We start from the raw sequence: 18,170 nt of genomic DNA on the forward strand, positions 1-18,170 counted from the left end.
CGTCGCGTTTATGCCGGATCGGTCCGTCGGTCGGGTCATGAGTTCGGGCAACGCCGAGACGACCGGATCGAGCCGGATCGCCGACTACGAACTGTTCGAGGTCCCGCCACGGTGGCTGGTGCTCCGCCTCGAGACCGCCGACGGGGTCGTCGGCTGGGGCGAACCGATCGTCGAGGGCCGGGCCCACACCGTGCGAGCGGCCGTCGAGGAACTCCTCGAGAGCTACCTCCTCGGGGAGGACCCCGCCGACATCGAGGACCACTGGCAGACGATGTATCGCGGCGGGTTCTACCGGGGCGGGCCGGTCCTGATGAGCGCCATCGCCGGTATCGACCAGGCGCTGTGGGACATCAAGGGCAAGCGCTTCGGCGCGCCGATCCACGAGTTGCTCGGCGGGAAGGCCAGAGACCGGATTCGGGTCTACCAGTGGATCGGCGGCGATCGGCCCAGCGAGGTGGCCGACGAGGCCCGCCAGAAGGTCGAGAGCGGCTTCAGCGCGCTCAAGATGAACGCGACCTCGGAACTCCAGCGGGTGGACGACCCCGCGAGCGTCGCGGCCGCCGTCGACCGCCTCGCGGAGGTCCGCGAGGCCGTCGGTCCCGACGTCGACGTCGGCGTCGATTTCCACGGCCGGGTCACGAAGCCGATGGCCAAGCGCCTCGCGGCGGCTCTGGAACCGTACGAACCGATGTTCGTCGAGGAACCGGTCCTCCCCGAGCACAACGACGCGCTGGGGACGATCGCGGCCCACACGACGACCCCGATCGCGACCGGCGAGCGGATGTACTCGAGATGGGACTTCAAGGAAATCTTCGAGGACGGCAGCGTCGACGTCATCCAGCCCGATCTCTCCCACGCCGGCGGGATCACCGAAGTCAAGAAGATCGCCGCGATGGCCGAAGCCTACGACGTCGCCGTCGCGCCCCACTGTCCGCTGGGGCCGATCGCGCTGGCCTCGTGTCTCCAGGTCGACGCCTGCTCGCCGAACGCGCTCATCCAGGAACAGAGTTTGAACATCCACTACAACGAGACCAGTGACGTCCTCGACTACCTCGCGGACCCCTCCGTGTTCGACTACGAGGAGGGGTTCGTCCAGATTCCCGACGGACCCGGCCTCGGGATCGACGTCAACGAGGCGTACGTCCGCGAGCAAGCAGAGAAGACCGTCGACTGGCACAACCCCGTCTGGCGCCACGAGGACGGCAGCGTCGCCGAGTGGTGAGCGGTCAGTCCCGTGCGAACGGCCGGAGTTCGACGCCGAACTCGATCGATTCCGGGAGAACGCGGTAGGACTCGAGCGTCGCCGGGCCACAGCTTCCCGTCCCGAGCCCGCAGTGGGCGTGATCGATCGAGAGCGACACCTCCTCGCGGCGGGGAAGCTCGTGGGGGTGGGCCGCGGCCTCGAGTTCGGCGGTCGTGTAGCGATGAGCCGCGAGATTCAGGAGGTCGTCCCCCGAGACCGAGAGCCCGACGCCGCCGTCGTCGGTGACCGTCGCCCATCGGACGCCCGTCCGGTTGCCGTTCGCCTGGGGACGGACGTAGGGCGTGTGTAGCTCCTCGACCCGGTGCTCGTAGCGGCCGACGAGCGCCGCCTGCTTGCTGTCGGCGTAGGACTCGCCGGGGCCGCGGCCGTACCAGGCGACCCGGTCGAACTCTCCCGGAAGGACGAGGTCGAGGCCGACCCGCGGAAGCGAGGGGAGCCCCGAGAGATCGCCCTCCGGTTCGAGTCGCGTGTCGATCCCGACGCTCCCGTCCGCCGAGACGGTGTACACCTGTTCGACGGCGAACCCGTGGTCGAAGATCGGCGGCGCGAGCCGTCCCTCGACCGTGACCGCCACCTCGTCGTCCCGGGTGGCGTACTCGACGTCGTCGGCCCGGAAGCCGAGTTCGTCCATGCCGTACTCGCGCCAGAGCTGTGCGAACCCCACCGTTCGGACCTCGGTCTCCGAGAGGCGACCCTCGTCGCGGGCGATCTCGGACATCCGCGAGAGGAACGTCCGCGAGAGCGGGAGGCCCCCGTCGTTGTCGGTCGGCGCCCGCCAGAGGCCGAGTTCGGGCCCCGAGGCGAGCAGCTCCCGGCCCCGGTAGGTCAGCGAGTCGATGATTCCCCGAGTCTCGTCGAACGCGACCTCGACGTGGGCGTTCGAGACGACGATGCCGTCGTCGGTCCGGTCACACGAGAGCGGCGCCGACTCCGCGGACGGCGGCGATCCGGGGGAGCCGCCCAGTTCGAACTGGCCGGTCGCGACGGTGTGGCCGGCGGGGGCAAAGCGAGTCCACTTGCCAAGTTCGACCTCGACCGTCAGCAGGCGTTCGGCGTCCTCGGAGAGCGCATCGGGATCAACCGGGAGCTCGACGGCGGCGCACTCGCCCGGGTCCGGGTCGGGGAGCTCCAGGGAGCCGCTCTCGACGGCCCGGCCGTCGGCCTCGAGACGCCAGGTCGCCCGGAGGTCCGAAAGCGAGCGGAAGTCGTAGCGGTTCTCGACGGTCAACTCGCCCGCCTCGGGGCCCGCCGAGAGGGCGACCGGCTCGACGACCTTCTTGTGTTCGACCAGCCCGGGGGAGGGTTCGCGGTCGGGGAGGACGAGCCCGTTGATGTTGAAGTTCCTGTCGTTCGGTTCGTCGCCGAAGTCCCCGCCGTAGGCGAAGAACTCCGGGCCGTCCGCGCCCGTCGCGTCGGCCGCGCGGGCGACGACCGCCCCCTCATCGGTCTCGACGGCCCGAATCCCCTGGTCGATCCAGTCCCAGACGAACCCGCCCTGGATGCGGTCGTTCGCCTCGAACAGTTCCCAGTACTCCGCGAGGTTTCCGGGGCCGTTGCCCATCGCATGGGCGTACTCACAGAGGATCACCGGGTGATCGTATTCGGCCTCGCTCGCCCACGCCTCGAGCTGTTCCCAGGGCGGGTACATCGGGCCGACGACGTCCGAGACCTCCTGGTCCTCGTCGGGTTCGTAGTGGATGGGGCGCGTCGGATCTCGTTCTCGCGTTTCCTCGGCCATCGCGACGTGGTTCGAGCCGAAGTCGGACTCGTTGCCGAGCGACCAGAGGATCACGCTCGGGTGGTTCTTGTCGCGTTCGACCATCCGGACCATCCGGTCTACGTAGGCGTCCGTCCACGCGGGATCGTCGCTCGGGTGGGGCGTTTCGGGGGCGAACTCCATCCCGTGGCACTCGAGGTCGGTCTCGTCGACGACGTAGAGGCCGTACTCGTCACAGAGGTCGTAAAACCGGGTGTCGTTGGGGTAGTGGGCGGTCCGGACGGCGTTGACGTTGTGACGCTTCATCATCTCGACGTCCTCGCGCATCCGTTCGAGGGGGACGTGGCGCCCGCGGTCGGGGTCGAAGTCGTGGCGGTTCACCCCCCGGATCGTGACGGCCTCGCCGTTGACAAGCAGGTGGCCGTCCGCGATCTCGACCTCACGGAAACCGAGGGTCTCGGCGACGACCGTCCCGCCGGGAACCGAGAGGACGAGCGCGTACAGCGCCGGGGTCTCGGCGGTCCACTGCTCCGGCTCCTCGACGGTCGTCTCGACCGTCGCCGACGCGGTCTCCCCTGGAGCGACGTCCACGCTCCGCTCGAACTCCGCCACCGTTTCCCCCTCCGGGTCCAGCAGCATCGCCTCCACGGCCGTCTCGGTCGCGGCGCCGCCCGCGTTGGTCACGTCGACGGTCGCCCGGAACCGACCGTCCTCGTACTCGTCGTCGAGTTCCGCGCGGACGTCGACGTCCGAGACGTGGCTCTCGGGGAGGGCGTAGGCGTAGACGTCCCGGAAGATCCCGCTGAGCCACCACATGTCCTGGTCCTCGAGGTAGCTCCCGTTCGACCACTTGTAGACCCGGACGGCGACCGTGTTCTCGCCCGGTTCGACGTGGTCGGTGACGTCGAACTCCGCGGGGAGGCGCGCGCCCTCGCTGTAGCCGACCCGCTGCCCGTTGACCGAGAGGTGAAACGCCGAGTCGACGCCCGCAAAGCGAAGCCGGACCTGCCGACCGTCCCACTCTCCGTCGACCCGGAACGTCCGCCGGTAGGTGGCCGTCGGGTTCTCGGTCGGGACCCGCGGCGGATCGACCGGGAACGGGTAGACGACGTTCGTGTAGTGGGGCGTGCCGTAGCCGGCGAGTTGCCAGTTCAGGGGTACCTCGATGTCGTCCCAGCCCTCCGTATCGAAGTCGGGGTCGGCAGCTCCCTCGGGCGCCTCGGATGGCGTGGGCGCGAGATCGAACTTCCAGGTCCCGTTCAGGGAGGTGATCCAGAGCGAGTCGGCCCGCTCGCCGGCCAGGGCCGTCCCGCAGTCAGGGTAAGGGAGGACGTCGGCGTGCGGTTCGAGTCGGTTTCGGCCGACCGTCTCCGGATCGATCCAGTCGTCCATGCCGGATGGGACGAGCCCGCGATGTTTACTCTTTCGGACGCCTGCAACCCGGGGCGACGACCTCCCGCGGCGGCCCTGCGAACTCGACCGGTCTCCTCCACGAGCGCCTCCGGAGGAACGGAAGGGCTCCGTGGGCTTTCCCGTCCGTGTGGTGTGAACGCACGAATCCAAATGTTAATATACCCAAGATCCAATGTGGGAGTGAACATCCATGTCAGGGTCTACTGGTCCTAGTGCGCGCCGTCGACAGCTACTGCGGTCGCTCGGTATCGCCGGCGCCGCCGGCCTCGCCGGCTGTGTCAGCTTCGGGGGCGACGGCGGAAACGGCAACGGTGGAAACGGAAACGGGGGTAACGGGAACGGAAATGGTGGTAACGGTAATGGCGGAAACGGAACTGGCGGAAACGGCAACGGCAACAGCAGCGGAAACGGCAACGAGAGCGGAAACGAAAGCACGAGCGGCGGCTCCGGCGGAGAGATGGCGGACTCCTCCCAGGGGTGGGGCTGGAACATCGCGGCCCAGTCGCTCCAGGACGCCGCCGAGACCTACAACGAGGAGAACGGCACCTCCGTCGAGGTCGAGGAACTCGGGGGCGACGCGTGGGAACAGCGTTTCCAGACCGCGATCACGAGCGGCGAGGGCGCGCCCGACTTCTCGGTCGTCCAGAACTACGACGTGACCAACTACGCGAGCATCGACGGCCTCATGGACCTCACCGACCGGATCGACGAGGCGGGGATCCGAGAGGACATCGTCGAGGGCAAGTGGCAGACGGTCAACTACGACGGTGCCGACTACGCGATCCCGTGGGACATCGGCCCGACCGGCGTCTTCTACAAGCGCGACCGGTACGAGGAGGCCGGCATTGATGTCGACTCGATCGAGACCTGGGACGACTTCATCGAGGCCGGAGGGCAGCTTCCCGACGATGTCTCGATGATCAACCTCCCGCCCCAGGACATGTCGAGCCTGTGGCGCATGCTGCTCCGTCAACTGGGCGGCCAGGCGTTCACCGAAGAGGGCGCCGTCAGCGTCAACAGCGAGGAGAGCGTCCAGGTGGCACAGCTCATCCAGGACATGAGCGACGCCGGGATCACGACGCGGATCGAGACGTGGTCGGGCGGCTGGTTCACCGCGTTTTCCGAGGGGACGCTCGCCTCGGTCGCGACCGCGGCGTGGATGGACGGAACCCTCCGGGCCGAACTGCCGGATACGGAGGGCAACTGGGGCGTCTACAAACTCCCCGCGTTCGAGGAGGGAGGCACCCGCGCGTCGAACCGCGGTGGCTCGAACATGGCGATCCCGTCCCAGATCGAGGAGGAGGCGGCGATCAACCGCGCGGCCGACTACTGCATGTGGGCGATGTCGACCCCCGAGGTCCAGAACACGATGCTCGAGGACTACGGGCTCTTCCCGTCGCTGACGTCGGCGTACGACGCCGACATCTACGACGAGGAACTCGACTTCTACGGCGGCCAGCCGGTGTTCCGGCTGTTCGCGGACGTCGCCGAGGAGATCGAACCCTACCGCTACACTACCGACACCCCGGAGGTCCAGGACGCCATCGAGACCGAACTCGGGAACATGCTCGACGGGAACAAATCGCCCGAGGAAGCCGTCACCGACGCCGCCGAGACCGTCGCAGACCGGACCGATCGCGATCTGGCCTCGGAGTAATCGAGGCTTTCACGTACCGTCGAGTTTCATGATCCCACAGCGCATGAGCGAACGACCCACGTCCGCACATGGACGTCTGCCACGCCCGTCGATTCGACCGGGCGCAGCGGGCGTTCGAGCGAGCGTCCGGAACCGCCGCCCGGACGGAACCGACCCCGACGCCCCCCCAGTCCGGCCGCGAGCGACCCCCGGGAAGGCGTCGGACGACCGAGCAGATTGGGGGCCATAGCCCGATGGTCCTCGCTGCCATCCAGTCTCGTATCCGGTCGTCGGCTGCCTACAAGCAGGTGTCCGACGGCGTCCGCTACACCCGCCAGGACGTCTCTCGGATCGTCCCGGAGATTCCCGGCCTTCCCTACGCCTACATCTCGCCGTTTTTCATCCTCTTCGGGGTCTTCCTGCTGTTCCCGACGGCGTACACGCTGTATCTCTCCTTTTTCGACTACGTCGGCGTCTCCAACGAGGTCCTGTTGACGGTGACGATGGGGCCAATGGAAGTGTCGCTCCCGCGGATCGCGAACCTCGAGTTCGTCGGTCTTTCGCACTACGAACGCCTGATCTTCAGGGACTCGCTGTTCCACCGGTCGCTGCTCAATACGACGTTCATCTTCGTCGTCCAGGTGCCGTTGATGGTGATCCTGGGACTGGCGACCGCGCTCGTCCTCGACGCGAAGTTCATCCGAGCGAAGGGTCTGTTCCGGACGCTGATCGCGCTGCCGGTTGCGACGGGACTGGTCGCGTACTCGACGATCTTCCTGTTGTTGTTCAACGGCGAGGTCGGGCTGATCAACTACGTCCTCGAGAGCGTCGGGCTGACGGCGATCCCGTGGCTCGGCGACGGTTTCTGGGCGCGGATCACGCTCGTGATCGCCGTCACGTGGCGCTGGCTCGGCTACAACATGATCATCCTGCTGGCGGGCCTCCAGACCGTGCCCCAGCAGCTGTACGAGGCCGCCGAGATCGACGGCGCCTCCCGGTGGGAGAAGTTCCGGTTCGTCACGCTCCCACAGATCCGTCCCGTCCTGCTGTTCGTCGTCGTCTCCTCGACGATCGGCACCTTCCAGATCTTCGCCGAGCCGTACGTCATCACCGGCGGCGGCCCCTCGAACGCGACGATCACCGTCGTCCAGTACATCTACAACCAGGCGTTCCTCCAACTCAACCTCGGCTACGCCAGCGCGGTGTCGGTTCTCCTCGTCGTAATCGTGAGCATCATGTCAATCATTCAGATCCAGTACGGCGGTGGTGACTCGTAATGCGATCGGATACCAAAAAAGAGGGCCTCTGGAAGTTCGGTGCCTACATCTTCCTGTTGACGATCACCGTCCTCGTGATGATTCCCCTCTACTGGATGATCGTCGCGGCGACGATCCCCCAGTCGGAGTTCTTCACGTGGCCCCCGCGGCTGATCCCCGGCACGCAGTGGCTCGCGAACTTCGAGGCGCTCCAGGAGAACGTCAACTTCCTCAGGAGCATGGGCAACAGCGTCATCATCGCCGTGTCCTACACCGCGCTGTCGCTCGTGCTCTGTTCGATGGCGGGCTTTGCGTTCGCCAAGTACGAGTTCCGGTTCAAGGAGCCGCTGTTTTACTTCATCCTCGCGACGCTCGTCTTACCGATCCAGTTGCTGATCATCCCGCTGTTCTTGCTCATGGTCCAGATCGGGTGGACGAACTCGTATCTCGCGGTGATCCTGCCGTGGGCGGCGAACCCGCTGGGGATCTTCCTAATGCGCCAGAACATGAAGGCGATCCCCGACTCGCTGCTCGAGTCCGCTCGCATGGACGGCGCGACGGAGTTCCAGTTGTATTATAAGATCGCGCTGCCGACGATGCTGCCGTCGCTGGCGGCGCTGGCGATCATCCTCTTTCTCAATCAGTGGCAGGCGTTTCTCTACCCGCTGGTGATCCTCCAGGACCCACAGATGTACACGATTCCGCTCGCGCTGGCCGACCTCGTCGGCCAACAGCGGGTCTACTTCGACCAGATCATGGTCGCGACGTCGCTGGCGGTGACGCCCATCTTCATCGTGTTCCTCACGATGCAACAGTACTTCATCAAGGGGATCCTCTCGGGATCCGTCAAACAGTAAGATACTCACCATGGCAACAATCGACATCACGAATCTGCGAAAGGAGTTCGGTGACGGAAACGAGCGGATCGTCGCGGTCGAGGACTTCGACCTGACGATCAAGGACGGCGAGTTCCTCGTCTTCGTCGGCCCGTCGGGCTGTGGGAAGACGACGACCCTGCGATGTATCGCGGGGCTCGAAGACGTCACGGAGGGAACGATCACGTTCGACGGCGAGGACGTGACCGACCGGCGCGCCAGGGATCGGGACGTGGCGATGGTGTTCCAGAACTACGCGCTGTACCCCCACATGACCGTGCGAAAGAACATCGGGTTCCCGCTGCGGCTCTCGACGAAGAAGTCGACCGACGAGATCGACGACGAGGTCGAGGCGATCGCCTCCATGCTCGGTATCGAGACGCTGCTCGACCAGAAACCGCGGGAGCTCTCGGGGGGCCAACAACAGCGGGTCGCCCTCGGCCGGGCGATCATCCGGGATCCCCAGCTGTTCCTGATGGACGAGCCGCTGTCGAACCTGGACGCGAAACTCCGGTCGACGATGCGCACCGAACTCCAGGAGCTCCAGAGCGAACTCGGCGTAACGACCGCCTACGTCACTCACGACCAGACCGAAGCGATGGCGATGGGCGACCGGATCGCGGTGATGAACGACGGGGAGCTCCAGCAGGTCGGCACCGCAAGCGAGGTCTATCGGGCGCCAGAAAACGAGTTCGTCGCGGGTTTCATCGGCAGCCCGAGCATCAATCTCCTTACGGCAGACGTCGACGGCGGAACCCTCCGCGGACCGGGCGGATTCACCTACGAGTTGGAGGATACCTCGCTGGTCGAGGGCCGCGATCGGGTCCGCGTCGGGATCCGCCCGGAGGACCTGGAACTCGACCCCGACGGGGGCATGCCAAGCGAGGTCACGGTTGTCGAGGAGATGGGTAACGAGAACTTCCTCTACGGGGTGATGGGCGATATCGACATCACCGCCCGGATCGAGAGCGTGATCCATCCCGAGGCGGGCAAGACGGTCACGTTCGGGTTCGCCGAGGAGGACCTCTACCTCTTCGACGCGGAGACGACCGAGGCGGTAAAGACGAAAACCGGGGAGACCGACGTCGACTACGACCAGTACGTCCAGCCGAGTCACTGACGACCCCTCCTTTCTTCGGGCGACCACCACGTCCGCGCCCAGGTCCGCTCGGAGTCGGTCGACCTGCTCGTCCTCGAGCGCTCGCTGTCGGGGACCAACGCCGACGACTGGCTGGACCGCCAGCCGGTCCTCGACGAGGAGTCCACGATCGAGACGGGGGAGACTGTTCGAGAAGTGTGACGTTCGAAATCGTAGTTTTGAACTGATACTCGAGACCGTCCCTCTCGACCGGTCGTGACGATGCTTCTGGATCGACGCTGGGAAGCTGGGAAAGAGAGCGAAGAACGGGATTTTGACGCACACGACGCGATCCGCTCGTGTTCTGATCGAATCGAAAGGGGCTGACGGGCGGATCGGGGACCATCGAATTATAGAAAAAGATTTATGAAATCCAAAATGGTTAGTTGTGGGCGGAAGTTCCGGGGGGAGGCCGTGGCCAAGGGCTTTTTGACTCGCCGCGGTCTGGTGGCGCCATGGTCGAGAGTCCGTTCGAGACGACGGTTCGCGTCGGTCGGGTCGAGCGCGCGGAGGCGTTCCCCGAGACCGACAAGCCGGAGATGGTGAAGCTGTGGATCGATCTGGGCGAGGAAACCGTCCAGTCGGCCGCCCAGTTGGGGTACCGTCACGATCCCGAAGCACTGCCGGGTCGGCAGGTGATCTGTGCGACCGACCTGGGCACCGTTCCGATCGCGGGATTCGACTCGGAGGCACTGACCCTTGGCGTCCCCGACGAGGAGGGCCACCCGGTGCTCGTGACGCCCGACGAGGACGTCCCGCTCGGGGGATCGCTCTACTGAACCCGCAGGTCTTTAGCGGTGGGCCGAGTGCCTTCGGGTATGCCAGAGGCGACGGGGATCGTCGGGGAGTTCCTCTCTCTCCGGGAGGAGGCCGACGCCGACCTGCTCGCGATGCAGTGTGGGGACTTCTACGAGTTCTTCGCCGAGGACGCCGAACTCGTCGCCGAGGAACTCGACTTGAAGGTCTCCCAGAAGTCCTCCCATGGCTCGTCGTACCCGATGGCGGGCGTCCCCGTCGACGACCTCACGCCGTATCTGAAGGCGCTGGTCGAACGCGGCTACCGCGTCGCGGTCGCGGACCAGTACGACACCGACGACGGCGGCCACGCCCGCGAGGTCGTCCGCGTGGTGACGCCGGGGACCCTCCTCGAGACGAGCGACGCCGACGCCCAGTACCTCGCGGCGGTCGTCGCCGGCGAGGGGTACGGCCTCGCCTTCGCCGACGTCACCACCGGCCGGTTTCTCGTCGCCGACGCCGAGGATCGGGGAGAAGCCCTCACCGAACTCTACCGGTTCTCGCCGGTCGAGACCCTCCCCGGCCCCGAGGTCAGGACCGACGACGACCTCCTCTCGGAGCTGGACGGGACGCTCACCCTCCACGAAACGGAGGCATTCGCGCCCAAACGCGCCGCCCACGCCGTCGGTGAGCAGTTCGGCCGGGAGACGGTCGATCGCCTCGACGTCTCCCGGGAAGCGATCGCGGCTGCCGGCGCGGTCCTCGCGTACGTCGAGGAAACCGGCGCGGGCGTGCTGGCGTCGATGACCCGGATCGGTGCCCACCACGGCGACGACCACGTCACCCTCGACGCGACCACCCAGCGAAACCTCGAACTCACCGAGACGATGCACGGAGAGAGCGAGGGCTCGCTGTTTTCGACGATCGACCACACCGAGACGAGTGCGGGCGGCCGGTTGTTAAAGGAGTGGCTCTGTCGTCCCCGCCGGTCGCCTGCGCTGTTGGAGGAGCGTCTCGCCTGCGTCGAGGGGCTCTCGACGGCGGCGATGGCCCGCGAGGAGCTCCGCGACCGACTGGGCGAGGCCTACGACCTGGAGCGGCTGGCCTCGCGGGCGACCCACGGTAGCGCCGACGCCCGGGATCTGGTGGCCGTTCAGGAGACCCTCGCCGTCCTCCCCGCGGTCGCCGACGTCGTTTCGTCGACCCCCGATCTCGCCGACTCGCCCCTCACAGACCGCCTCGAGGAACCCGATCGAGAGGCCGCCGGCGCGTTGTGCCGGGAACTCGAGGAAGCCATCGCCGAGGACCCGCCCTCGACGGTGACCCAGGGCGAACTCCTCCGGCGGGGATACGACCCCGACCTGGACGAGGTGATCGAGCGACACGAGGCGGTCCAGGCGTGGTTCGACGGGTTAGCCGACCGCGAGAAGCGCCGCCACGGCCTTTCGCACGTGACCGTCGACCGCAACACGACCGACGGCTACTACGTCCAGGTCGGGAAGTCGGCGGCCGACGGCGTTCCCGAGGAGTACGACGAGATCAAGACGCTGAAGAACTCGAAGCGGTTCACGACCGACGAGCTAGAGGAGAAAGAGCGGGAACTGCTCGGATTGGAAGAGCAGCGGGGGGAGCTCGAGTACGACCTCTTCGCCGAACTGCGCGACCGGGTGGGCGAACGCGCCGAACTCCTCCAGGACGTCGGCCGAACCCTGGCGGAGGTGGACGTTCTCGCCGGGCTCGCGACCCACGCCGCCGAGAACCGCTGGATCCGGCCCGACCTGCACGCCGGCGAGGGCCTGTCGATCCAGGCAGGTAGGCATCCGGTCGTCGAGGGCACCACCGAGTTCGTGCCCAACGACGTCGCCTTAGACGACGACCGGCGCTTCCTGATCGTCACCGGGCCGAACATGTCCGGGAAGTCGACGTACATGCGCCAGGTCGCCTGCATCGTCCTCCTGGCCCAGATCGGCAGCTTCGTCCCCGCCCGCGAGGCCGAAATCGGGCTCGTCGACGGCATCTTCACCCGGGTCGGGGCGCTCGACGAACTCGCGGGCGGGCGCTCGACGTTCATGGTCGAGATGAGCGAACTCTCGAACATCCTCCATTCGGCGACCGAGGACTCGCTGGTGATCCTGGACGAGGTCGGCCGCGGGACGGCGACCTACGACGGGATCTCGATCGCGTGGGCCGCGACCGAGTATCTGCACAACGAGGTCGGCGCGAAGACGCTCTTTGCGACCCACTACCACGAACTGACGGGGCTGGCCGACCACCTCCCGCGGGTCGGCAACGTCCACGTCGCCGCCGAGGAGCGAGAGGGCGAGGTCACCTTCCTCCGGACGATCCGCGAGGGTCCCACGGACCGATCCTACGGCATCCATGTCGCCGACCTCGCGGGGGTGCCCGGTCCGGTCGTCTCGCGCTCCCGGGAGGTCCTCGACCGCCTGCGCGATGAGAAGGCGATCGAGGCCAGGGGCGGGGGAGACGACGAGCCGGTCCAGACCGTCTTCGACGTCGGCAGCGGGAGCTTTCGTGGCCCCGCGAACGCCGACGGCGGCGAGCGACCCGCTGAGTCGCGATCCTCGCCGGAGTCGTCCGACGGCGGCGAGTCCACGGAGGGTCTCGATCCCGACGCGAAACGGGTGCTCGAGGACCTCGAGGGGATCGACGTAGCGGAGACGGCGCCGATCGAACTGCTCTCGAAGGTCAGCGAGTGGCAGCGGACCCTCGAGGACCGGTAGGCAGCGACGGCGTGTGGCGTGGCGGCCGGATCCGCCCCACCCGTCTCTGGAATCGGGGAACCGCTCCGAGTGCGTCTCGCGGAGGTCGGTCCACAGAATCCCTTATTGCCGGCCAGTGTGAACCATACTCATGTTAGAGAGGGACGACCGGGGCCGGCTGCACGTCCCGCGGTATCGGGTGGGCTGTTATTACGGCCGGATGGAGGACTGCTGTTGGGCGTGTATGCTCCGACTCCTGCTGGCCGTACTCCTCGCGTGCAGCCGATGGATGGTCGGGATGGCGTGGTACCGACACTACTCCCGAGTGGGGGTTATGGGTTTTTGGTCGCCGGCGGCGTAGCCGGGCCATGCGATCTCGTCTCGCCACCGTCGTCGCCGCCACCACCGGGACCCTCCTCGCCGGCTGGATCGGCTGGGGCGTCTACAGCGCCAAGACGACCGAACGCGTTCCCTACGACGTCCTCGAGTCGGGCGACGGATTCGAACTCCGGCGTTACCCCGAAACCGTACTGGTCGAGACGACGGACGACGACGGAACCGACGCGTTTCGGCGTCTGTTCCGGTACATCGACGGCGAGAACGCCGCGAGCGATGAAGTTGCGATGACCGCGCCGGTGCGAACGGGCAGGGGAGAGGGCGAGTCGGTGGCGATGACGGCACCCGTCCGAACCGCCGACCGGGGCGACGGGCCGGTCACGATGGCGTTCTACCTTCCGCCGTCGTACTCGAAGACGTCGGCCCCGGTTCCGACGGATCCGGACGTTCGGCTCGTCGTCGAGCCGCCGCGGACGGTCGCCGTCCGTCGGTTCTCCTGGCTCGCGACCGACCGGCGCGTCGAGGCGCGGCGCCGGGCGCTGGTCGCGGCCGTCGCCGAGCGCGGTCTCGAGGTTCGGGGGGAGCCGGCCCTGTTGCAGTACAACGACCCGTGGACGCCGCCGTTCATGCGTCGAAACGAGGTCGCGGTGACGGTCGGGTAGGGGGAACCGACCCCGCCCGGTTCCGATCGTCCGTCGGGAGCGGAGGGCAACGCCGGTCCCGGGAGATCACCGGCCCGCGCCACCGGGGGACACTTGTGGCGGGAGGTCGTAGCCCCGCCGATCAGATGAGCGACGAGACGGAGCCCGGAGGGGAGGCGGAGTCCGGAGAGGGGACGGCGGACGAGGCGGGGACCGAGATCCGCCGGCTCGACGACGACACCGTCGCCCGGATCGCCGCCGGCGAGGTCGTCGAGCGGCCCGCGAGCGCGGTGAAAGAGCTCGTCGAGAACGCTCTCGACGCCGGCGCCTCGCGTCTCTCGGTCGCGGTCTCGGAAGGGGGGACCGAGTCGATCCGGGTCTCCGACGACGGCCGCGGGATGACCGAAGCCGACGTCCGCGCGGCCGTCCGCGAGCACACGACCAGCAAGATCGGCGACGTCACCGACCTCGATTCGGGGGTTTCGACACTCGGGTTTCGGGGCGAGGCCTTACACACGATCGGCTCCGTCTCCCGGCTCCGGATCGAGACGAAAGCGCGGGGCACGGAGGGTGCGGGCACCGAACTCGTCTCCGAGGGCGGCGAGGTCCGCTCCGTCGAGCCGACGGGCTGTCCCGAGGGCACTGCGGTGACCGTCGAGGACCTCTTTTTTAACACGCCAGCCCGCCGGAAGTTCCTGAAGGCGACCGCGACGGAGTTCGCCCACGTCAACCGCGTGGTCACCCGCTACGCGCTCGCGAACCCCGACGTCGCCGTCTCTCTGACCCACGACGGCCGCGAAGTCTTTTCGACGACCGGCCAGGGCGACCTCCAGGCGGCGGTGCTGTCGGTGTACGGTCGCGAGGTCGCGAGCGCGATGATCCCCGTCGAGAGCGAGGGAGAAGAGCTTCCCGCAGGCCCCCTCGAGTCGGTTTCCGGACTCGTCTCTCACCCCGAGACCAACCGCTCCTCGCGGGAGTACCTCGCGACGTACGTCAACGGCCGCGCGGTCACCTCCCCTGCGATCCGCGAGGGGATCATGGGCGCCTACGAGGGTCAACTCGGCGATCGCTACCCATTCGTCGTCCTCTTTCTATCGGTGCCCGGCGACGCGGTGGACGTCAACGTCCACCCCCGCAAGCGCGAGGTCCGCTTCGACGACGACGACGCCGTCCGCCGGAGCGTCGACTCGGCCGTCGAGGCGGCGCTGCTCGACCACGGCTTGCTGCGCTCGACCGCCCCCCGTGGTCGGTCCGCTCCCGAGCAAACGAGCGTCTCCCCATCGAGCAGTCGGCCGGATTCCGACCGGGAACCCGGATCGGCGCAGACGGAGGGGGCGGATGATGCCGAGGTCGCCGAGTCCGCCCGCGCCGGTACAGCCCGCAAGGGCCACCGAGCGCGCGATTCCGGGACGGATTCGGCAGGCGACGCCGCGACCGCCGCCGCGACTGATGCCGCCAGCGCGGACGAAACCGACGCTGGCGAAGCCCCCCAGGACCCTGTCAGCACTCGATCACCGCCGGACCGAACGTCGGCGCCGCCCGACGAAGACGCCCCGCCGGCGCCGTCCGGAAGCGAACCCGCCGACGCTTCGAGCGACCCGGGCCCCTCGCCGGCGCGAGCGTTCGAAGCCGGCGAACAGCGGACTCTCGGCGGAGAGGCCGCGAGCACGGACCGGGAGTTCGATTCCCTGCCCTCGCTGCGGGTGCTCGGCCAGCTCGAGGACACCTATCTCGTCTGTGAGGGCGAGGACGGGCTCGTCCTGATCGACCAGCACGCCGCAGACGAGCGGGTCCACTACGAGCGCCTCCGGGAGGAGTTCGCGGACGACCCGGCCGCACAGACCCTCGCCTCGCCCGTGGAACTCGAGGTGACCGCCGCCGAAGCCGAAGCGTTTTCGGGCTACCGGGAGGCGCTCTCGCGGCTGGGTTTTCACGCGGACCGAACCGGCGACCACACCGTGTCGGTGACGACCGTCCCCGCCGTCGTCGGGGAGGTCATGGCGCCCGAGGGGCTCCGGAACGTCCTCGACTCGGTCGTCGCCGGCGACCGTGAGGCGGGCGCCGAAACCGTAGACGCCCTCGCGGACGACTTCCTCGCGGATCTCGCCTGCCATCCCGCGATCAAAGGCAACACCTCGCTGCGGGAGGGCTCCGTCGTTGATCTCCTCTCGGCGCTCGACGACTGCACCAACCCCTACGCCTGCCCGCACGGCCGGCCGGTGATCATCTCGATCGACGGCGACGAGATCGGTGAGCGATTCGAACGGGACTACCCGGGCCACGCCTGACCGTGCGGGAACTCGACGGATCGGGCGGCGGCGGCCAGTTCCTCCGGACTGCCCTCGCCGTCGCCGCCCTCGAGGGCGAGCCCGTTCGGATCGAACAGGTCCGGGGCGGACGCGACGACCCCGGACTGAAGGCCCAACACCTCGCCGTCCTCGAGACGCTGTCGGCGATCACGGGCGCCGACCGCGAGGGGGCGGAACTCGGCGCGGGGACGGTCGCGTTCGATCCCGGCCCCGTCTCGGGCGGGGAGTATGCGGTCGAGATCGGGACCGCCGGGAGCCTGACACTGCTGTTCGACGCCCTCCTCCCGCTGGCGGTCGCTCTCGAAGAACCCCTCTCCGTGACCGCGACCGGCGGCACCGACGTCGCGTGGTCGCCGCCGATGGACTACCAGCGGCACGTGAAACTGCCGCTGCTCCGGGCGTTCGGGCTCGCGGCGACCGTCGAGGTCGATCGCCGGGGGTTCTACCCTGCAGGAGGCGGCCGGGTGACCCTCCACCTGTTTCCCTCGGCGCTCGAGCCGATCGCCCTCGACGGGAGCGCGACCGACGGCGCGAACCCGGGAGGCATCGACTCGGTTCGGATCCACTCGACGGAGGCCGCCGCCCTCGCCGACAGCGACGTCGCGAAACGCCAGGCCGGAGCAGCGACGGAACGGCTGGACCGGGCGATCGACGAGCGCGTCGAGACGACCGCGGAGAGCCCGGGACCGGGGTCGGCGATCGTGGTCGTGCTCGCCGACGGCGGGCTCCCGCGGGCGGGCTTTACCGCGCTGGGCGAACCCGGGAAGCTCGCCGAGCGCGTCGGCGAGGCGGCCGCCGACGGGGCGAACCGCTTTCTCGAGCGCGACGCCGAGGACGGACCGCCGGCGGTCGACCCCCGCCTGGCCGATCAGCTCCTCCCCACCCTCGCGCTCGCCGGCGGGCGCTACCGGACGCCGGCGGTCACCGACCACCTCGAATCGGCCGCCGGACTGCTCGCGGATCTCGGGTACGATGTCTCGGTCTCGATCGACGCCGGCGGCGCGGTGGTCTCGGGGGCGGACGATAAGCCTGGGGACCGACCGCGAGGGGACGACTTATAGCACGCCCGGTCGTCCGATCCCGTATGAACGACCGCGACCCGATCCGGCGGGCCGACGGGATCGGACGGGAGGCCACGAGGCGGGACCGATGACCGACCTCGTCACCTTCGGCGAGACGATGCTCCGGCTCTCGCCGCCGGACAACGAGCGCATCGAGTCCACCGACGAGTTCGAGGTGCGTGCGGCGGGCGCCGAGAGCAACGTCGCCGTCGCCGCCTCCCGGCTGGGCGCCGAGGCGACCTGGACCTCGAAACTGCCCGACTCGCCGCTGGGACGGCGGGTCGTCGGCGAACTCAATCAGTACGGGATCGGGACCGACGTGATCCTCGGGGAGGGCCGCCAGGGCACCTACTACCTCGAGCACGCCGGCAAGCCCCGCGGGACGAACGTCGTCTACGACCGGGCGGACGCGGCGGTGACGACCGCCCGTGCCGAGGAGTTCGACCACGACCTGATCGGCGAGGCGGACTGTTTCTTCACGACGGGGATCACGCCCGCGCTCTCGCCGACGCTCCGGGAGACGACCGGCAAACTGCTCCAGGCCGCAAAGCGCGCGGGGACGGCGACGGCCTTCGACTTCAACTACCGGGGGAAGCTCTGGTCGGAGGCGGAGGCCGAGGAGACGCTGACCGCGCTGTTCGGCGGGATCGACCTCCTCGTGATCGCCGCCCGGGACGCCCGGGAGGTGCTCGGCTACGAGGGTGACCCCCGCCAGATCGCCCACAAGTTGGGCTCGGCCTACGAGTTCGACACGGTCGTCGTCACTCGCGGCGCGCGGGGCGCGCTGGCCTGGCACGACAGCGTCGTCCACGACCACGACGCCTACGAGACCGATACCGTGGACCCGATCGGCACCGGCGACGCCTTCACCGGCGCCTTCCTCGCCCGCCGGCTCGCCGGCGACGACGTTCCGACCGCTCTCGAGTACGGCGCCGCGACCGCCGCGCTCAAGCGGACGATTCCGGGGGATATCGCCCTGGTCACCCGCGAGGAGGTCGAGGCGGTCATCGCCGACGAGAGCGGGGAGATATCCCGATAGGGGGGTCGCTCGAGGACGGCACACGGACCC

General features: G+C 68.3%; 12 protein-coding genes. 11 read left to right on the plus strand and 1 reads right to left on the minus strand.

From position 1 onward, the window contains the following. Positions 1-37 precede the first annotated feature (37 nt). Positions 38-1,222 carry a galactonate dehydratase gene (gene dgoD, locus DVH23_RS07955; RefSeq protein ID WP_114577057.1) on the plus strand — a complete coding sequence of 395 codons (1,185 nt, stop codon included), beginning with the start codon at positions 38-40 and terminating at the stop codon, positions 1,220-1,222. 4 nt (positions 1,223-1,226) lie between these two features. Here the strand turns inward: dgoD and DVH23_RS07960 are convergent, their stop codons facing one another. Next, a complete protein-coding gene (locus DVH23_RS07960) occupies positions 1,227-4,373 on the minus strand; it encodes a glycoside hydrolase family 2 TIM barrel-domain containing protein (RefSeq protein ID WP_114576909.1) in 3,147 nt (1,048 codons plus the stop codon). Positions 4,374-4,584: 211 nt separating this feature from the next. Here DVH23_RS07960 and DVH23_RS07965 point away from each other — a divergent pair, with 211 nt between their 5' ends. From DVH23_RS07965 to kdgK1, 10 genes are all read left to right on the plus strand, one after another. Next, a complete protein-coding gene (locus DVH23_RS07965) occupies positions 4,585-6,051 on the plus strand; it encodes a sugar ABC transporter substrate-binding protein (protein ID WP_198667874.1) in 1,467 nt (488 codons plus the stop codon). Between the two features lie 68 nt (positions 6,052-6,119). Beyond that, on the plus strand, positions 6,120-7,307 hold the full coding sequence (locus DVH23_RS07970) for a carbohydrate ABC transporter permease (protein ID WP_198667875.1): 1,188 nt from the start codon (positions 6,120-6,122) through the stop codon (positions 7,305-7,307). Further along, positions 7,307-8,143, plus strand: coding sequence for a carbohydrate ABC transporter permease (locus DVH23_RS07975; RefSeq protein ID WP_114576911.1), 837 nt, complete (start codon positions 7,307-7,309; stop codon positions 8,141-8,143). The genes DVH23_RS07970 and DVH23_RS07975 overlap by 1 nt, the downstream gene beginning before the upstream one ends. A 10-nt stretch (positions 8,144-8,153) precedes the next feature. Next, positions 8,154-9,281, plus strand: coding sequence for an ABC transporter ATP-binding protein (locus DVH23_RS07980; RefSeq protein ID WP_114576912.1), 1,128 nt, complete (start codon positions 8,154-8,156; stop codon positions 9,279-9,281). Positions 9,282-9,754: 473 nt separating this feature from the next. After that, positions 9,755-10,078 (plus strand): tRNA-binding protein, encoded by a 324-nt coding sequence (locus tag DVH23_RS07985; protein WP_114576913.1) that lies wholly within the window; start codon positions 9,755-9,757, stop codon positions 10,076-10,078. A 39-nt stretch (positions 10,079-10,117) separates the two neighbouring features. Next, on the plus strand, positions 10,118-12,775 hold the full coding sequence (mutS, locus tag DVH23_RS07990) for a DNA mismatch repair protein MutS (protein WP_114576914.1): 2,658 nt from the start codon (positions 10,118-10,120) through the stop codon (positions 12,773-12,775). Positions 12,776-13,122: 347 nt separating this feature from the next. After that, a complete protein-coding gene (locus DVH23_RS08000; protein WP_114576916.1) occupies positions 13,123-13,752 on the plus strand; it encodes a heme-binding protein in 630 nt (209 codons plus the stop codon). A gap of 125 nt (positions 13,753-13,877) precedes the next feature. Beyond that, on the plus strand, positions 13,878-16,019 hold the full coding sequence (mutL, locus tag DVH23_RS08005; protein ID WP_114576917.1) for a DNA mismatch repair endonuclease MutL: 2,142 nt from the start codon (positions 13,878-13,880) through the stop codon (positions 16,017-16,019). Further along, on the plus strand, positions 16,016-17,101 hold the full coding sequence (rtcA, locus tag DVH23_RS08010) for an RNA 3'-terminal phosphate cyclase (RefSeq protein ID WP_232833720.1): 1,086 nt from the start codon (positions 16,016-16,018) through the stop codon (positions 17,099-17,101). The genes mutL and rtcA overlap by 4 nt, the downstream gene beginning before the upstream one ends. An 88-nt stretch (positions 17,102-17,189) precedes the next feature. After that, the gene (kdgK1, locus tag DVH23_RS08015; protein WP_114576919.1) at positions 17,190-18,140 is read left to right on the plus strand and encodes a bifunctional 2-dehydro-3-deoxygluconokinase/2-dehydro-3-deoxygalactonokinase; all 951 of its coding nucleotides are present in this window, start codon (positions 17,190-17,192) and stop codon (positions 18,138-18,140) included. Positions 18,141-18,170: the final 30 nt, after the last annotated feature.

Source organism: Saliphagus sp. LR7 (genome assembly GCF_003344565.1).
GTDB lineage: Archaea > Halobacteriota > Halobacteria > Halobacteriales > Natrialbaceae > Saliphagus > Saliphagus infecundisoli.

Excerpts from the sequence above, each read along its gene's own strand:
- dgoD (WP_114577057.1), top strand. The coding sequence starts at position 38 with ATGAGTTCGGGCAACGCCGAGACGACCGGATCGAGCCGGATCGCCGAC.
- DVH23_RS07960 (WP_114576909.1), bottom strand. The coding sequence starts at position 4,373 with ATGGACGACTGGATCGATCCGGAGACGGTCGGCCGAAACCGACTCGAA.
- DVH23_RS07965 (WP_198667874.1), top strand. The coding sequence starts at position 4,585 with ATGTCAGGGTCTACTGGTCCTAGTGCGCGCCGTCGACAGCTACTGCGG.
- DVH23_RS07970 (WP_198667875.1), top strand. The coding sequence starts at position 6,120 with ATGGACGTCTGCCACGCCCGTCGATTCGACCGGGCGCAGCGGGCGTTC.
- DVH23_RS07975 (WP_114576911.1), top strand. The coding sequence starts at position 7,307 with ATGCGATCGGATACCAAAAAAGAGGGCCTCTGGAAGTTCGGTGCCTAC.
- DVH23_RS07980 (WP_114576912.1), top strand. The coding sequence starts at position 8,154 with ATGGCAACAATCGACATCACGAATCTGCGAAAGGAGTTCGGTGACGGA.
- DVH23_RS07985 (WP_114576913.1), top strand. The coding sequence starts at position 9,755 with ATGGTCGAGAGTCCGTTCGAGACGACGGTTCGCGTCGGTCGGGTCGAG.
- mutS (WP_114576914.1), top strand. The coding sequence starts at position 10,118 with ATGCCAGAGGCGACGGGGATCGTCGGGGAGTTCCTCTCTCTCCGGGAG.
- DVH23_RS08000 (WP_114576916.1), top strand. The coding sequence starts at position 13,123 with ATGCGATCTCGTCTCGCCACCGTCGTCGCCGCCACCACCGGGACCCTC.
- mutL (WP_114576917.1), top strand. The coding sequence starts at position 13,878 with ATGAGCGACGAGACGGAGCCCGGAGGGGAGGCGGAGTCCGGAGAGGGG.
- kdgK1 (WP_114576919.1), top strand. The coding sequence starts at position 17,190 with ATGACCGACCTCGTCACCTTCGGCGAGACGATGCTCCGGCTCTCGCCG.